Below are 15,168 nucleotides of genomic sequence, written 5' to 3' on the forward strand. Positions count from 1 at the left end.
TCAGCCCGCCTCCCTGTGGATACCGCATGCCCCGGTGATACCGCACGGGCGACGAACCGTCAGCCCCTACGACACCACGAGTTCAACTTCAGTAGGCGAAGCTTCTGGTAGAGGGGTTTTCGACCAAGCAATCCGGATTCACCAGAGGCTTTGTCTGCCCGACTACCCGTCGGGCGTGGACCTGTCCAGCTTGGCCCTGTGATTCCTGACCGCCAAGCTTTCGTCAGTGCCACTGGGAGATCGATGCCCGCTGGCGGCGTCTGAGTGTCGGCCGGCATGCCCTGCTCACTCACCCGCTCTGGCTATGGGCGGGACCAGCCGTCGGTGAAGTCGCACTGGAGGTCCGTCCAGCGGCGCCGCTCGACGGGGGTGCATGCGGGGTGGTCGCGGAGGTGGGCCAAAGCATTGACCCACTGGTCCCAGAGACCGTCAGGCTGGGTGAAGCGGTCGGCGTGGTGGGTGCCGAGGTGGGCGTCGAGGCGGAGGAGGGCGCCGAGGGCTGCGGGCTGGTCGTAGCGGAGGTCGGTGCGGGGGAGGTAATGGTCGAGGTAGGCGGTGAGGATCTCGGCGTCCGCGTGGGTGCCGAAGCGGGCCAGGGCGAAGCAGTAGGCGCTACCGGAGAAGCAGACCTCGCTGGCCAGGAGCAGGTCGCCGATGCGGTTCGCGGAACCGTTCGCGGCGGTCCACGCCGATCAGCCATGCGGCGGTGAGGCGCGAGCGCCACTCGTAGCCGAGGAGGGCTTCCAACTCGGCATCGGTGATCGTGGCCGCGTCGTCGATGAGGTGATGGGCGAAACGTTCGCCGTGAGGCCACTCGGGCCGCAGGAATCGGCCACTTTTCAGGACGAGGTAGCGCGCGTGGCCTGAGTCCTTCCTTGCCGCGTAGCGCTCGATCACGTAGCCGTAGCCGATCTCCTCGGGGTGCTGGAACGGCATCGGTCACCTCTCCGGGTACAGGTCGGTACGGTCGATCCAGGTGGGGGCGACGAAGATGTCGTCGCCGACGGGGGCTTCGGAGGCTTCCAGCAGGGACCAGGTGCGGGACTCTTCGACCAGGTGCTCCCAGGGCGCGGTCCAGTCGAGTTCCCAGTCCAGGCCGGTGCCGGACACGCCGTACGTGCGGCCGGCGTCCACTCGCCAGAACTGGGAGTAGAGGATCACCTGGGCGTGGTCGGCGAGGTCGTTGATGATTTCGGTGAAGTGGGCCGAGGGCCAGCCGGGGGCGTCTTCCGCAGCGGTGGCGCGCAGATGTGCGGTGAGTGGTGGGACGACAGGGGTGCGGGCGCCGAGTTCGGTCAGCGCCCAGCGGATGCCGACAGACTCGGTCCAGTCCGGTGGGGTCGCCCGTTCCAGGCAGGCGCGGTAGGCGCGGCACAGGGGCTCAACGGCGCCGTAGATCTCCAGGCTCGCCAGGGCCATGGCCGCCCATTCGCGGACGGTTGGGTTGTCGCTGTCCAGCAGGCCGATGAGAGCGGGGCCGCAACGGGGATCGCCCACCTCCTCGAAGACCTCGATGGCGGTCAGCTGACCGAAGCCGCCGAGGGAAGGCAGGCCGTTGATGACGGCGGGTATGGCGTCGGCGCCGATCCAGATCAGCTCCGCACGGGCGTCGTAGGACTTGTCGGCCTTGCCGTCGAGCTGCTGGACGAGTGTCTCGATGTGGGAGGTCATGACGGGGAGTAGTCCCGGCGCCAGAAAGTGGGGAGCCACCAGCAGAGCACGGAGCGGTCGTCGGGCCACGGGGCGCGGTCCTCGGCCGCCCAGTCCTCGAAGGAGTCCCGTTTCAGGTCGATGGGGCGCCAGGCGGGGTCGAGCGGCTCGTCCTCGGCCGGAGGGCGGACGTACCGCTGGCCGTGTTGGTCGCAGGCGCCGAAGTCCTGGTAGTTGCGCTGGGCCTCGATCAGGGAGACTTTGTTCGCTCCGCCGGCCATGGTGGGCCAGCGGAACTGGACGCCGTCGTCCTCCCAGAAGCAGACGGGACAGATCTCGTACGAGCCAGGCATCGTGCCCAGCACGCGGTGCCCGCAGCACGGGCAGGGGTAACGGTCGCTCACCCGGGCAGTCTCCTTGCCGGTCCCGCCGGTGCGCCATGGATTTCTCGGCCTGCGCCCGCCCGGCCGGTCCGCAGCCAGTCCGCAGGACACCCGTAAACGGCCGTCGGAAGCCAACGCATGCCAACCAGAAAACCCCAGTTCAGAGCCCTGGATAGGGCTCCGCCGCAGGTCAGGATCAGCCCTCAGGCATTCCGCTTCAATGTCTAGCGGGTGATGTATCACTACGTCACCGATCTGGCAAACAGCCAGGTCAGAAGGGGCCCGACTTTCCAGGGTCGGGCCCCTGATTTTTCCCGTGCCGGGATGGTGCCGGGAAACCTGGCCCCTCGTCACCCGCCATCACCCCTGCTCACCCCTACCGTGCTGGGCTCGTGCCGGGAGGCCGGTGAGGCCTCTGTGCCGCGTTGTGCACCGCGGCGGTCGGCGAGAGGGAATCAGGCGGCCCCCACAACCCTTCCTCTTTCCTGCCGGGGGGCGCACCACCGATACCCGCGTACGGCTGGGTCGGGCCGAAGGGGGAAAGCGTTGCAGCTCCGGTCCTGTCTGGTCGTGCGCACCGAGCGAGGACCACCCGACCATCTCCGGAATGCACCGTCCCGCCGCCGGATCGACATTCGTGCAACCGGTACACCTCACCGGTCCCAGTACGGTTCGCTCGCCTCCCGTACCCGGCCGTCCGCTTCCAGGACCACAAAGCGGTCGAAGCTCCTGGCGAACCAGCGGTCGTGGGTGACCGCGAGGACGGTCCCCTCGAACCGCTCCAGTGCGATCTCCAGTGCCTCCGCGCTGTGCAGGTCCAGGTTGTCCGTCGGCTCGTCCAGCAACAGCAGAGTGGATCCCTGGAGTTCGAGCAGCAGGATCTGGAACCTGGCCTGCTGGCCGCCGGAGAGCGAGCCGAACGTCTGGTCCGCGTGCGTCTGCAGCTCGTACCGGCGCAGTGCGGAGACCGCCGGGCCCCGGTCACGGCCTTCCCGGTCCCCGTCGCCCCGGCCCAGCACCTCGACCAGCGTGCGGTCGTGGAGATCGGGCCGGGACTGCGTCTGCGCGAACCAGCCGGGTCGGACCCGGGCTCCGAGCCGGGCGGTGCCGGTGTGCCCGACGGGGTCGCCGTGCCTGGCGGGATCGAGGAGGTGCTGTTCACTGCCCCCAGCGGCGAGCAGCCTCAGAAGGTGGGACTTGCCGGTGCCGTTGGCGCCCAGGACGGCGACGCGTTCACCGAAATAGATTTCCAGGTCGAACGGGTGTGTAAGGCCTGCGAGTTCGAGTGACTCGCAGCGCACGGCGCGCATTCCGGTGCGGCTGCCGCGCAGCCGCATCCGTACATTCTGTTCGACGGGACGCTCCGGCGGTGGGCCGAGTTCCTCGAAGCGCCTCAACCGGGTCTGCAGGGCGTGGTACTTGCCCGACATGGACGCGGACGCCTTTGCCTGCTGCTGAAGTGTGCGGACCAGTTCCTGGAGGTGCTGGTGCTCCTCGGTCCAGCGGCGGTGCAGTTCGGCGAGTCGCTCCAGGCGGGCCTTGCGGGCGTCGTCATAGGTGGCGAACCCGCCGCCGTGGACCCAGACGGTGCCTGCCTCCAGAGTGAGGACACGAGTGGCGGTGGCCGCCAGGAGTTCGCGGTCGTGACTGACGTACAGGATGGTCTTGCGGGAGGCTGCCATCATCTGTTCCAGCTGCCGCTTTCCAGGTACGTCGAGGTAGTTGTCCGGCTCGTCGAGCAGGAGGACCTGGGCGTCGCTCCGGAACAGCGCTTCGAGCGCGAGCCTCTTCTGCTCGCCACCGGAAAGGGTGCTCAGCGGCCGGTACTTCGCTTTGTCGAAAGGAAGGCGAAGGGCTGCGGAGGTTACCCGGTCCCATTCGACTTCGGCATCGTAACCTCCTGCTTCGGCCCAGTCGGAAAGCGCTTCGGCGTATGTCATCTGAGTGGGCTCGTCATCGTTCTCCATGAGCTCTTCTTCCGCCTTCTCGACGGCGGAGAATGCCTTTCGTATTTCTGGTGGAGAGAGCGAAACGAGAAATTCGATGACCGATGTCGAATCTCGTACGGAACCGATGAATTGCGGCATCACTCCCAGGCCGCCCGTGATGCGTACCGCTCCTGAGTGTGCCGTCAACTCTCCGGCGATCAGGCGCAGGAGGGTTGTCTTCCCTGTCCCGTTTGCGCCGATCAGGGCCAACTTGTCTCCCTCTCCCACCTTGAACGAGGTGTCTTGAAACAGCACCCTTCCGTCAGCCATTCTGTACTGGAGATCGGAAACTTCGATGAATCCCATGTTTACCTGTGCCCTTGTTGGTGTGCCGCGATGGCCGGTTTTAACTTCTCACACTTCTCTCTTGTGAGGCGTGAGCTTCGTGTGTGAAGGTCGGGGTGCACGGCAATCAGGGCATAAAGTCCTGGTAGGTGATGGACATCGAGTGTGTCGCGTGTTATTGCGGTCGACCGCTCCCTGTCCACCGTCAGGAGAGGGGAAAGACATGGAATACAACGCGCAGCGCCCGGTGCACGACGAGTCCGCCGAGGTTCAGCACGACAGTGACACCCTTCGTCCGGAGTTGGAGACCGATGGCCTGGTCTTCAAGCGTGAACTGCTGAACGAGTTCCTCGGCGGTCGCGTCCGCACCTGATGTGGCGGCGGCGGGCGCCGGCCGACTCCACCGGGCCGGCGCCCGCCGCGGTGACCGTGCGAAACCGCACCAGTCTGGGGGACGTGGTGGCAGCAACTCCTGATCAACGATCGGCCGGCACAGGGGGCGGGAACGGCGGGGCGGGCGAAGGCATCGGCGGGCAGCTCACGGTGGATCTCGACGACTGGCCGCTCAGCCTCGACCCCTACCACGTTGTGGACTTCAACCAGGCCCTGGTGCTCGACACACTGATGGACCCCCTCACTCGCGAGGAGCGCTCGGAGCGGACCGGGGGGCAAAACGCGGCACGGACCGTGTCGGGCGCACTGGAGTCTCTGGAGAGCGACGACCACGGACACACCTGGCGGCTGCGCCCTGCCCCCGGGCAGACCTGGGACGACGGATCGCCGGTACTGCCCACCGAGATCGCGACCGGAGTGCACCGGGCCTGGGGTCCCACCGCCTTCACCCTGCCCGATGCCTTTGAAGGACCGCGGACCAGGGTGCGGGACGACACGGACGGACCGTTCGTCGAGTTGACCTCGCCGATTCCGCTGCCCTACCTTCCCGAACTCCTCGCCTTTCCCGGGGCTGCCCCGGTCCGCGAGATCGGCGAGGGCGGCTGGACGGCGAGCGGCCCCTACCGGCCCGTGCGGGCCGACCGGCAACGGGGCAGGATCGAACTTCACCGGACACAGTCCCGCAGGTCCCGCGCCCACCCGGGCGCCGCCGAGCGGATCGTCTTCCAGGTCTACGGGGAACGTGCCGACGCCGTCGCCGCGTTCGATGCCGGAGAGCTGGACGTGTGCTTCAGCACCGGCCTGGAACCATCGGCGTTCGCTGAACTGGCCGGGCGCGCCGACGCCACGGTCCGTCCACTGGCCCTCGCGGGCCGGCTGTGGGTCAGGCCGGGCATCGACTCCCTGCTGGACACTCCCGAGGGCCGCGGCGAACTCAGCGCGGGCTTGAACCGCGAGGCACTCAGCACCGCCCTGTCGGGCACCGTGCTGCCCCTGCACGGATACCGACAGCTGTGGCCCGGAACCACCCCGGACGGCGGGCCCAGCGAGTATGGGCACGGAACCGTTCCGCTGCGGGCGCCGAGGGGATCCCGTACCGAACTCACCCTGACATACGCCGACTTCCCTCCGAACGGCTCCGTGGCACGTGCCCTCGCGCACGACATCGAAAGCCGCTTCGGCCACCAGGTCCGACTGCGGCCTCTGAAGTTCGCGGCGTTCGCCGCCGCGGTCGTCGCTGTCGACTACGAACTGCTCCACTGCATCAGCCCGGCTCCCTTCGCCCACCCGGCGAGCCTGCTCACCCCTTTCCACAGCGCCACCCCGGGCGCCCGCGCCCTGGGGCTGTGCGACCGCGCCGTCGACGCGGCACTGGAGCGGGCATTGCGGACTCCCGAGGACGCGGGCGGCGCCGAGGCGTGGCGGGAGGCCGAGGAGATCGCGCTGCGGCGGGCCCCCGTCGTGCCGCTCTTCCAGGCCAACAGCATCACCCTCTGCCCGAGAGGACCGGCCGCCCCGGAAGTCGCGTCCACCGGTCTCGTCGGACTGGAGCGCATGAGTCCTGGCCCCCGGCGTCCTCAGAACCGGCCCCTTCAGAACCGGCCTTCTCAGAACCCGAACCCGACCGCACGAAGGGCGGCACCCGCATGAGCCGGACGACCACGCACCACGCCTCACCGTACCTGCCTGCCCTGCGGGCTCCCGAGGAACTGGCCGCCCTGGGTGAACTGCTGACCAGGACGCCCGCCCGGCCAGTCCACCTCGACGGCTTCCTGCCCCCTGACCAGGCCGACCGCCTCGCCGCCGCCCTCCGGGCGATGCCGCACTGGGCCCTCTCCCCGGTGCTCTGGGACGATGCTCTGCGGGAGACGACCCCGGTGACCATGGAGGAGTTCCGCAACGCACCACCCCGCCTCCAGGCCGCGAGACGCCAAGTGGCTCAGGACATACCGGCATTGTTCGACGACGGCTCGAGCTACTCCGCCTTGCATCGGAAGAGTCTCTCCGACTTCTTCGTCTTCGCGGGCATGGGACCGGTGCTGGTGGACCTGCTGGCCCAGTGGGTCGCGCCCGGGAACCCGGTCACCACCAACGTGGAGTTCGCCCGGTACGGCAGGGACGACTACCTCGGCGAGCATTCCGACACGGACTCCGACACTCTCTTCGTCCTCAACCTCTATCTGGACGAGGCGTACGAGGAGAGCGACGGTAGCGTTCTGGGCTTCCGCAACGAAGAGGGCGAGGAATTCCTGATGCCCCCGCGATACAACAGCCTCTCGGTGATGCCGATCCGTCCCGGCTGCGTGCACTGGGTGACCCCGTGGCACCGCGACAGCGCCGGCCGTCATACGGCAAGCCTCGCCGCGAGCCCGGTGGCGGCGCCTGCGGAAGCGGCGGTCCGGCATGCCTGAGACACCTGTGATGCTCGATGTGCCCGAGGTGCCCGGCGTGGCTGCGGCCCCGTTCTCCGTCGTACTGAGCTTCCCGCCACTGGTCGAGCTCAGTTTCGGCCGCTACTTCCCGTCCCTCGCGGTGCTCGGCGGCTTCCTCAGCAGCCGCGACGTCACTTCCCACCAGTGGGACCTCAACGAGGAGTTCGCTCTCCACCTGCTGGAGCCCGCACACCTGCGGGCGGCCGGGCAGGGACGTCCGACCGGCATCGAGGGCGACCACCTGGAGGAGATGAGCGCGGTCGCGGGCCGCTGGCTCACGGACAACCGCGACCAGCTGTTCGACGCGGAGGGGCGCCACGACTTCGCCTCGGTCACCGGCCCCGCGTACCTGCTCACTGCGCTCGCCCGGCCGTACCTGATCGACCCGGAACCGGAGTGGCTCGGCGACCCGGCCCTGCTCGAATCCGCCCGCACTCTGGTCTACCGCACTTACTTCGACAGTCTCGATCTCGCCTCGCGCATTCCCGTGGACGCCGCCCTCTTCGGCATCTCCCTGCCGATGGGACCACAGCTCGTGCCCGGCCTGGTCCTGGCCCGCGAGGTCAAGCGCGTCCGGCCGGACATCAAGGTCGTGCTCGGCGGCCCGACGGTGTCGCTCATGGACGAGGAGCTCCTGACCACCCTGCTGACCTCACACCGGCAGATCGATGCGGTCATCAGGTACGACGGCGAACTCCCGCTCGCCGCACTGTGCAAACAGGTCGCGCCCGGCGGCGAGTGGCAGCCGACGCGGGTCGCGGGCGTCTCGGCCCTGACCGAGGAGCGCGGTGTCGTGCACACCGCCCCGGGCCCTGGCCTCCACCCGAACGTACTGCCGCACGCGGAGTACGACCCGCGGCTGCTGGGCCGTCTCGCCGACGCCGAACTGGGCATCGTGCAGGCGCGCGGCTGCTACTGGGGGAAGTGCGACTACTGCGACTTCGTCGAGCAGTACGACGGAAGCCCCGCCTACCGGGGCCGGTCGGTGAAGTCCTTCGTCGCGGAGATCGAGCACCAGGTCGACACCCACGGTGTCCGGCAGTTCGAGCTGATCACCGAGTCGATTCCGCCGGCTTTCTCCCGCCGCTTCTCCCAGGAGGTGCTGGAACGGGGGCTGAACATCTCCTGGAGTTCGTTCGCCATGGTGGACCGGCGGTTCGACGCCGAGACGCTCGAACTCATGGCCCGCGCCGGCTGCGCGTTCCTCGTCATCGGCATGGAGACCACCAACACGCGCGTGCTGAAACTGGTCCACAAGTCCGCAGACCGTGAGGAGAACCTCCGCTTCATCCGGGACGCACACCGAGCGGGGGTGAACCTGCGGATCAACCTGATTCCGGACCTGCCGTCCACGACACTGGACGAGGCGCTGGAGGCCCTGGACGACATCGCTGAAGTCGCGGACTGTGTGGAGGCGTTCTCCATCTTTCCCTTTGAAGCCACCCGGTCCTCCGAAGTCGGCCGCAACCCCGAGAAGTTCGGCCTGGTCGTCGCGGAGAACGCATCGGGCCTCGCGAACCAGGCTCAGTACGCGCTGAATCACCTGGGCAACATCGACCCCGCCATGACCGACGAGGAGCGGAGCCGCATCCACCGCATGTACCAGGACTTCGCCATCCGGCACGGCTCGGGCCACATGAGGGAGACGGGGTCGGAGTTCCTGTCCGCGATCCCGGACCAGGACAAGCTGTTCCGGCTCGCCGTCGGCCACCTCGACATTCTGCCGCGCGGCCGCGAACTCCTGGTCACCCATGTGCTCCGGCGTGAGCGCACCGTCCTCCCGGCCGCCGTGGCCTCCGGCCTGGCGCCGTGGCTCGACGGATCGGCGTTCTCACTGCGCGCGTTGACCGAGGTGTACGGGGAGGCACCGGCGAAGCAGGTCCTCGCGGCGCTGATTGAGTCCCGGCTGTTGACGGCCGTCGGAGTCAGGGCCCTCGTCGCGTGAGCCCACGGACCCTGCCGGCCGATACCCGGCCCTCGACGGCCGAGACGACCAAGACGTCCGGGCCGACTTCGACGACCAAGGAGAACCATGACCACGGGTGAGACCCTCCAGCAGTCGGCGGCCGTGTCGGCCGCCGCCCGGTACATCGCCCCCAGCCACCTCACCGGCGCGGCCTTCGACTCCGTGAGCGACTGGTACCGGGCGGAGCACGCCACCCCGCTGCACCTCACCGACTTTCTGATGCCGGAACTGGCCACGCGGCTCGCGGCTGCCCTGCGGGCCGTGCCCACCTGGGCGCGACACGCCTCCCTGATCGAGAAGGGCCAGGAGCCGACCGAGTACTGGGGCGCCGAGGCGGATACCGCAACGGACGTCACCGCCTCCCAGTTCCGGGTCCCCGACATCCACGCCCTCTTCTCCGACGGGGTCCTGCCGCCGGAACACCGCCGGACACTGGAGGAGTTCTTCGTCTTCACCGTACTGTCCGACGCCTTCCGCGACTGGCTGAAGGCGGGGACGGGCCTGGAGCTGCGCAAACGTACGGCCATGGAACTGGCCGCCTACCGCAACTCCGACGGGCTCGGCGACCATCAGGACCTCATGCCCGGCCGGGTGTTCGCCGTCAACTTCTACCTCGACGACGGCTACCGCCCCGAACACGGCGGACGGCTCGGCTACCGGAACGGAAAAGGTGAAGAGTTCCACGCCGCACCGCTCTTCAACAGTCTGTCCGTCATCCCGATCCGGGACGACTGCTGGCACTGGGTCGAACCCTTCACCAGCGACAGCGTCGGCCGCTACACCATCGCCATGGCGCAGCACCTGGAGGAGAGCTGACCATGGGACGGCGCGGGCCGGTACGGCTGATCCCTGCGGTGGCCGTCCAGGAAACCGCGCACGAAACGCTGTTGAGCCTCGGGGACCGGCTCCTGCGGATTCAGGGAGCCTCGCTGCAGGCTCCGCTGCGCGACGCCCTGCGGCGCCTGCGCCGGGGCACCGACACCGACGTGCTGGTCCACACCTGGGCGAAGGAAGAGGCCACCGCCCTGCTCACGGAACTCGACGCCCTCGGCTGGCTGACCGCTGAACCCTACGACAGGTTTCGGGCCTTCGAAGGGGAGACCTACGAGCGGCAGCTGGACTATCTGGGACTGTTCACACCCGACACGGCCGCCGCGCAGCGCCGCCTGCTGTCCGCCCGGGTCGGAATCCTCGGGCTCGGCGGGCTGGGCGGGATAGTGGCCCAGCACTTGGTGGCTGCCGGCATCGGCAGCTTCCGCCTCGTCGACCACGACACGGTAGCCCGGCACAACCTGAACCGGCAGTTCACCTATGGGCCGGAGGACGTGGGCACGCCCAAGACCGATGCCCTGGCCCGGTACCTGCGGACGGTGCGTCCGGGCGCGGAGATCACCGGTCACCGGCGGCGGATCACCGACGTGGCCGGGCTGGAGTCCGTGTTCGGCCCCGGCCGGTGTCTCGACCTGCTGATCATCGCCGCGGACTCGCCTCCCGAACTCCCCGCGACGGTGGGGCGCTGGGCAGCCGCGACGGGAACTCCTTTCTCCATGGGAGCCGTCGGCGTGGGAGTGGGGTACTGGGGACCGCTCCTCGATCCCGCCCGCGGTGACTGCTGGACCTGCTTCGAACGGGACCGGCGGGCAGCGCTGACCGCACTGGAACGCGAGGTCGAAGACCACTCGACGGAACCGGCCCCTTTCTCCTTCGGGCCCAGCAACACCGCTGTCGCGGCCATGCTCGCCCATGACATGATCCAGTTTCTGTGCGGCGAGACATGTCCCACGTCGAGACGGCGGGCGGCACTGGACTTCACACGGCAGCGCATCACTCATACCGAAGAGAGCACGTGCACGTGTCAGACGACCTGATGGCCGAGCAGCCGGGGAAGTCGGCGGTCGAGGAGCCGGCGGCTTCCCCGAAGGCGCCCAGGAAACAGTCCTTCAAGGGCACCGGTTTCCTGCGCTTATGGACCGGTGAATCCGTCTCGCTCGCCGGGACCGAGATCACTTTCATGGCGATGAGCATCATCGCCGTGACCACCCTTGCCGCAACTCCCTGGCAGATGGGCGTCCTTGAGGCCGCAGAATCCGCGGCCGTGCTGCTGCTGGGACTGTCCGCCGGAGTGTGGGCGGACCGGTACGAACGCCGGCGCATCATGCTGGTCGCGAACCTGGCCCGCAGCGCGCTCGTGCTGGCCATTCCCGTGCTGTTCTGGCTGGACCTACTGAGCATGACCGTGCTCTATGCCGTCGTCTTCCTCGTGGGCGCGCTGAGCCTGCTGTTCGACAGCGCCATGTCCGCGTATCTGCCCAGGCTGCTGCCCCGAAGCCAGCTCGAACGGGCCAACTCGTGGATGGAGGGCAGCGCTTCGGTGGGCATGGTCGCGGGGCCGGGCCTCGCGGGCATCCTCGTCCAGATCGTGAGCGCGCCGATCGCCCTGATCGTCGACAGCGTCAGCTACCTCGTCAGCTACGCGGCGCTGTCCCGGCTGCCGAAGGCCCCGCCGTCGGCCGATCCGGCCGAGGATGCCGACGACGCGGACGGCAAGCCCGTTCCGCCCGTACGGGAAGAACCCGTACAGCCCGTACAGCAGGAACCGGACGGACCGGCCGCCGGCCTGACCCCGGTCACCCCACCGGTGGGACCGCCCAAGGAAACCCACCGCGCCGAGGTCCTCAAGGGGCTTCGCGTACTGCGTCACGACCCCATTCAGCGGCCGATGACGCTCGCCGCAGCACACTTCAACATCTTCCACTCCATGTTCTTCGCGGTGAACGTCCTGTTCCTGCTGAAGGTCCTCGACTTCAGCCCCGGTCTGCTGGGCATCACCAGCATGGCGGGCGGTGCCGCGGGACTGGTCGGCGCCTCCTGCACCCCGTTCCTCACCCGCAGGCTCGGCCAGGGGCCTGCCCTGATCGCGGTCTACGCCGTCCCGGGGCTGGCCGCAGTCCTCGTCCCGCTCGCGGCTGGCGCCGACCGGGCGCTCGCCATCGTGCTGGTGTCCGTCTCGACCTTCGGCTACACCTTCGCGGTGGTGGTCAACCTCGTCATCAGCGACACGGTCAAGCAGACGCTCGTCCCCGACCACCTGCTGGGGCGAGTCACCGCCTCGACCCGTTTCATCAGCTGGGGCGTCCAGCCGATCGGCGCTCTTCTCGGCGGCTGGCTCGGCGGCTGGCTCGGCCTGGTCGAAGTGATGGTGCTGGCGTCCGTCGGGCTGGTCGCCTCGGCGCTCTGGCCGCTCCTCAGCCCCGTCCGCACGCTGATCACCCTGCCCGACAGCGAAACGGACGAGGCGGGCGCCGCACAGGATGAAGGAAGCGGCAGGAGCGCCTGAGCAGCCAGGAACCGAACCACGGCAGGAGCCACACGTGCCCTTGAAACCCGAAGTCCGTACGCTCCCAGGTGGAATGAGGCTCATCGTCTCCCGGGACGACACGGTTCCGGTCGTGGCCGTCTGCCTCTGGCTCCGGGTCGGGTCCTGCGACGACCCTGCCGGGAAGACGGGACTGGCCCACCTCTTCGAGCATTTGATGTTCCAGGGCTCGACGCACGTCCCGGCGAACGGGCACACCGCCGCGATCGAGGACGGCGGAGGAATCACCAACGCCTCCACCGGCTTCGAACGCACCACCTTCTACTCAGTCGTTCCGGCGGACATGCTCGAACTCGTGCTGTGGCTGGAAGCAGACCGGCTGGGCGGCATGCTCGACGCCTTCACCCCCGAGAGCCTCGACAACCAGCGCTGTGTCGTCCTCAACGAACGCCGCGAGCGCTACGACAACGTGCCGTACGGAACCGGCTGGGAGCAGCTCGTCGCCATGTCCTTCCCGCCGGGTCACCCCTTCCGTGACCTGCCCGCCGGCTGCCCCGAGGACCTGGCGACCGTGACGGAGGACGACTGCCGCGCCTTCTTCCGCCGTCACTACCGCCCGGACCGCGCCCTCCTCTCCGTGGTGGGCGATGTCGACCCCGACGCGGTGTCCGCCCTGGTGGAACGTCATTTCGGCCACTTGGCGCAGCCCCCGGCCGAAGCCGTCACGGTGACGTGTCCGGGGACCGCGCGTCCACCGGCCGAGGCGCGCCGCCGCATCGTCGAAGGGGCGCCGGGACCGGCCTTCATGGCCGCCTATCAGCTTGCCCCGCATGGAGAACCAGCGGGGGAGGCCGCCGACCTGGCGGTCACCCTCCTCGGCGGTATGAGCAGCAGGGGGCTCCACCACCGGCTGGTGCGCACCGACCAGCTCGCGCACCGCGCCAGGGCCTCCCTGATGCCGCTGTACGCGGCGCCCTCACTGTGCCGGCTCGACGTCCGTGCCCTCCCCGGGGCCGATCTCGCCCTCGTCGAGAAGACGGTGGACGAGGAGACGGAGCGGCTCGTCGAGACGGGCGTCACCGAAGCGGCGTTGAAAGGCGCCCAGGCCCAGCTCCGTCGCGACTGGCTGGACAGACTCGCCCACCCCGGCAGCCGGGCCGAGGAACTGTGCGCCCAGGAGGCGTACCTCGGGAACGCGGCCGGGATCGACCACCGCCTGGAACAGATGGCGGGCGTCACCGTCGACGACGTACGGACAGCGGCAGCCGCGTACCTCACCCCTGGGAATCGCGCGGTGCTGACGTACGATCCGCGCCAGGACGGAGCACCCGCATGAGGCCGACAGCAGCCACGCCGATCCCGCGCACGTCAACGCCGAAGAACGCCCTGCCCCGTCCGGCCCGCCCCGCCCCGGTGCGCGCCGCACCCTGGCGTTTCCCCACCGTCCACCGCGCCGATCTGGTCAACGGCGTCACCCTGCACACCTGCGACCGGCCGGGTCAGGAGGTGCTGAGCATCGAGATCATCGTCGGCGTCCCCCTGGCGCTCGAACCGAGGGAACTGGAAGGAGTCATGGGCATCACCGCCAGGGCGCTCGCGGAGGGAACCCCGACCCTGGCCTCGCTCGACTTCATCCAGGAACTGGAGCACTGCGGCGCCACCCTGGGGGCGGGCGCGGAACACGCGGGCATGCGCGTCACACTCGACGTACCCGGCACCCTGGCGGAACGGGCCCTCGGCCTCGTGGTGTCCGCTCTGCGCGAGCCGCTGTTCCCGCACCGCGCGGTCGGCCGGCTGGCCAGGTCGCAGGCCGACGCCCACCGGCGCCACCTCGCCGACCCGGAGCGCAGGGCATCCCTGGAAATCCACCGCGCTCTGTTCGACAGCGGGGACCGACGTTCCAGGCCCGCTCTCGGTGACGCCGAGTCCGTGTTGCGGGTCGACCGGGACGCTGTGGTCGCCTTCCACGCACGGTACGTCCGTCCCTGCGCGACCACCGTGGTGGTCGCCGGTGACCTGGCCCGGTTCGACGTCGACACGATGCTGCCCAGGGTCCTCGGCAGCTGGGAGGGCGATCAGCACGCGACCGAAGCGCCGCCCGCGCCCCCTGTCCCCGACGAACCCGCCGTCGTTCTGGTCGACCGCCCAGGCGCGGTGCAGACGCGACTCGTGCTCGGCAGGGTCGCGCCCGGTGCGGCGGACCCGTCCTGGGACGCGATGCTGATCGGCAACCACTGCCTGGGCGGCTCGGTCAACGCACGTCTCGACACGGTGCTGCGCGAACGGAAGGGCTACACCTACGGCTTCCACAGCCGGCTGGTCGGTGTGGTCGACCACTCCCTGGCCGTCGTGACCGGCGCGGTGGAGACCTCCGTCACCGGCGCGGCCCTGAAGGACATCGAGGAAATCCTGGGCGCGCTCGCCCAGGAGGACCTCACCGCGTACGAACACCGGGCGGCACTCGCCCAGATCGTCGACGCGGCACCCCTGCGCTACCTCGTCCCCGCCGACATCGCCGAGGAGATAGCCCTGCTGGTCCTCGACCGGCGCGACCCGGCGGTCCTCACCGAGGTCTTCCCGCGGGCAGCGGCGGTCACGGTCGCGGAAGCCTCCGCCGCGTTGCGCTCCGCGTTTCCGCCGCGCCCCGTGGCAACCGTGGCCATCGGCGACGTATCTCGCATCGAACACGAGATACGGGAGCGTTCCGACATTCCTGTGACCACCCTGCGATGCTAGCCCGGTGCGATCTCGCCGC

General features: G+C 69.1%; 14 protein-coding genes. 9 read left to right on the forward strand and 5 right to left on the reverse strand.

Features of this window, described 5'->3' with window-relative positions:
* Window positions 1-302: 302 nt before the first annotated feature.
* The 5 genes from ACWEQO_RS29820 to ACWEQO_RS29840 form a co-directional block, all read right to left on the reverse strand.
* On the reverse strand, window positions 303-656 hold the full coding sequence (locus ACWEQO_RS29820) for a DUF6000 family protein (protein ID WP_452985925.1): 354 nt from the start codon (window positions 654-656) through the stop codon (window positions 303-305).
* On the reverse strand, window positions 613-936 hold the full coding sequence (locus ACWEQO_RS29825; protein ID WP_452985896.1) for a DUF6000 family protein: 324 nt from the start codon (window positions 934-936) through the stop codon (window positions 613-615). The genes ACWEQO_RS29820 and ACWEQO_RS29825 overlap by 44 nt, the downstream gene beginning before the upstream one ends.
* Window positions 937-939: 3 nt before the next feature.
* Complete coding sequence (locus ACWEQO_RS29830) at window positions 940-1,671, reverse strand: HEAT repeat domain-containing protein (RefSeq protein WP_452985897.1); 732 nt, start codon at window positions 1,669-1,671, stop codon at window positions 940-942.
* Window positions 1,668-2,054, reverse strand: coding sequence for a CPCC family cysteine-rich protein (locus tag ACWEQO_RS29835; RefSeq protein WP_403041903.1), 387 nt, complete (start codon window positions 2,052-2,054; stop codon window positions 1,668-1,670). Before ACWEQO_RS29835 ends, ACWEQO_RS29830 begins: the two co-directional genes overlap by 4 nt.
* A gap of 632 nt (window positions 2,055-2,686) precedes the next feature.
* On the reverse strand, window positions 2,687-4,327 hold the full coding sequence (locus tag ACWEQO_RS29840; RefSeq protein ID WP_452985898.1) for an ABC-F family ATP-binding cassette domain-containing protein: 1,641 nt from the start codon (window positions 4,325-4,327) through the stop codon (window positions 2,687-2,689).
* Window positions 4,328-4,529: 202 nt separating this feature from the next.
* Here ACWEQO_RS29840 and ACWEQO_RS29845 point away from each other — a divergent pair, with 202 nt between their 5' ends.
* From ACWEQO_RS29845 to ACWEQO_RS29885, 9 genes are all read left to right on the forward strand, one after another.
* A complete protein-coding gene (locus ACWEQO_RS29845) occupies window positions 4,530-4,679 on the forward strand; it encodes a hypothetical protein (protein ID WP_361451733.1) in 150 nt (49 codons plus the stop codon).
* An 83-nt stretch (window positions 4,680-4,762) separates the two neighbouring features.
* Complete coding sequence (locus tag ACWEQO_RS29850; RefSeq protein ID WP_361451736.1) at window positions 4,763-6,349, forward strand: ABC transporter substrate-binding protein; 1,587 nt, start codon at window positions 4,763-4,765, stop codon at window positions 6,347-6,349.
* Complete coding sequence (locus tag ACWEQO_RS29855) at window positions 6,346-7,110, forward strand: hypothetical protein (RefSeq protein WP_452985899.1); 765 nt, start codon at window positions 6,346-6,348, stop codon at window positions 7,108-7,110. The genes ACWEQO_RS29850 and ACWEQO_RS29855 overlap by 4 nt, the downstream gene beginning before the upstream one ends.
* The gene (locus tag ACWEQO_RS29860; RefSeq protein ID WP_452985900.1) at window positions 7,103-9,076 is read left to right on the forward strand and encodes a B12-binding domain-containing radical SAM protein; all 1,974 of its coding nucleotides are present in this window, start codon (window positions 7,103-7,105) and stop codon (window positions 9,074-9,076) included. Before ACWEQO_RS29855 ends, ACWEQO_RS29860 begins: the two co-directional genes overlap by 8 nt.
* 87 nt (window positions 9,077-9,163) lie before the next feature.
* The gene (locus tag ACWEQO_RS29865) at window positions 9,164-9,913 is read left to right on the forward strand and encodes a 2OG-Fe(II) oxygenase (protein WP_452985901.1); all 750 of its coding nucleotides are present in this window, start codon (window positions 9,164-9,166) and stop codon (window positions 9,911-9,913) included.
* Between the two features lie 2 nt (window positions 9,914-9,915).
* Complete coding sequence (locus tag ACWEQO_RS29870; protein WP_361451748.1) at window positions 9,916-10,965, forward strand: ThiF family adenylyltransferase; 1,050 nt, start codon at window positions 9,916-9,918, stop codon at window positions 10,963-10,965.
* Window positions 10,950-12,434 (forward strand): MFS transporter, encoded by a 1,485-nt coding sequence (locus ACWEQO_RS29875; RefSeq protein ID WP_452985902.1) that lies wholly within the window; start codon window positions 10,950-10,952, stop codon window positions 12,432-12,434. Before ACWEQO_RS29870 ends, ACWEQO_RS29875 begins: the two co-directional genes overlap by 16 nt.
* A 73-nt stretch (window positions 12,435-12,507) precedes the next feature.
* Window positions 12,508-13,749, forward strand: coding sequence for a M16 family metallopeptidase (locus ACWEQO_RS29880; protein WP_361451754.1), 1,242 nt, complete (start codon window positions 12,508-12,510; stop codon window positions 13,747-13,749).
* Window positions 13,746-15,149, forward strand: coding sequence for a M16 family metallopeptidase (locus tag ACWEQO_RS29885; protein ID WP_452985903.1), 1,404 nt, complete (start codon window positions 13,746-13,748; stop codon window positions 15,147-15,149). Before ACWEQO_RS29880 ends, ACWEQO_RS29885 begins: the two co-directional genes overlap by 4 nt.
* Window positions 15,150-15,168: the final 19 nt, after the last annotated feature.

It is taken from the genome of Streptomyces sp. NPDC004051 (genome assembly GCF_053604275.1).

What these genes read in the sequence shown, in the direction of transcription:
- ACWEQO_RS29825 (WP_452985896.1), bottom strand. Translation starts at nt 936, where the DNA reads ATGCCGTTCCAGCACCCCGAGGAGATCGGCTACGGCTACGTGATCGAG.
- ACWEQO_RS29830 (WP_452985897.1), bottom strand. Translation starts at nt 1,671, where the DNA reads ATGACCTCCCACATCGAGACACTCGTCCAGCAGCTCGACGGCAAGGCC.
- ACWEQO_RS29840 (WP_452985898.1), bottom strand. Translation starts at nt 4,327, where the DNA reads ATGGGATTCATCGAAGTTTCCGATCTCCAGTACAGAATGGCTGACGGA.
- ACWEQO_RS29845 (WP_361451733.1), top strand. Translation starts at nt 4,530, where the DNA reads ATGGAATACAACGCGCAGCGCCCGGTGCACGACGAGTCCGCCGAGGTT.
- ACWEQO_RS29855 (WP_452985899.1), top strand. Translation starts at nt 6,346, where the DNA reads ATGAGCCGGACGACCACGCACCACGCCTCACCGTACCTGCCTGCCCTG.
- ACWEQO_RS29860 (WP_452985900.1), top strand. Translation starts at nt 7,103, where the DNA reads ATGCCTGAGACACCTGTGATGCTCGATGTGCCCGAGGTGCCCGGCGTG.
- ACWEQO_RS29865 (WP_452985901.1), top strand. Translation starts at nt 9,164, where the DNA reads ATGACCACGGGTGAGACCCTCCAGCAGTCGGCGGCCGTGTCGGCCGCC.
- ACWEQO_RS29870 (WP_361451748.1), top strand. Translation starts at nt 9,916, where the DNA reads ATGGGACGGCGCGGGCCGGTACGGCTGATCCCTGCGGTGGCCGTCCAG.
- ACWEQO_RS29880 (WP_361451754.1), top strand. Translation starts at nt 12,508, where the DNA reads ATGAGGCTCATCGTCTCCCGGGACGACACGGTTCCGGTCGTGGCCGTC.
- ACWEQO_RS29885 (WP_452985903.1), top strand. Translation starts at nt 13,746, where the DNA reads ATGAGGCCGACAGCAGCCACGCCGATCCCGCGCACGTCAACGCCGAAG.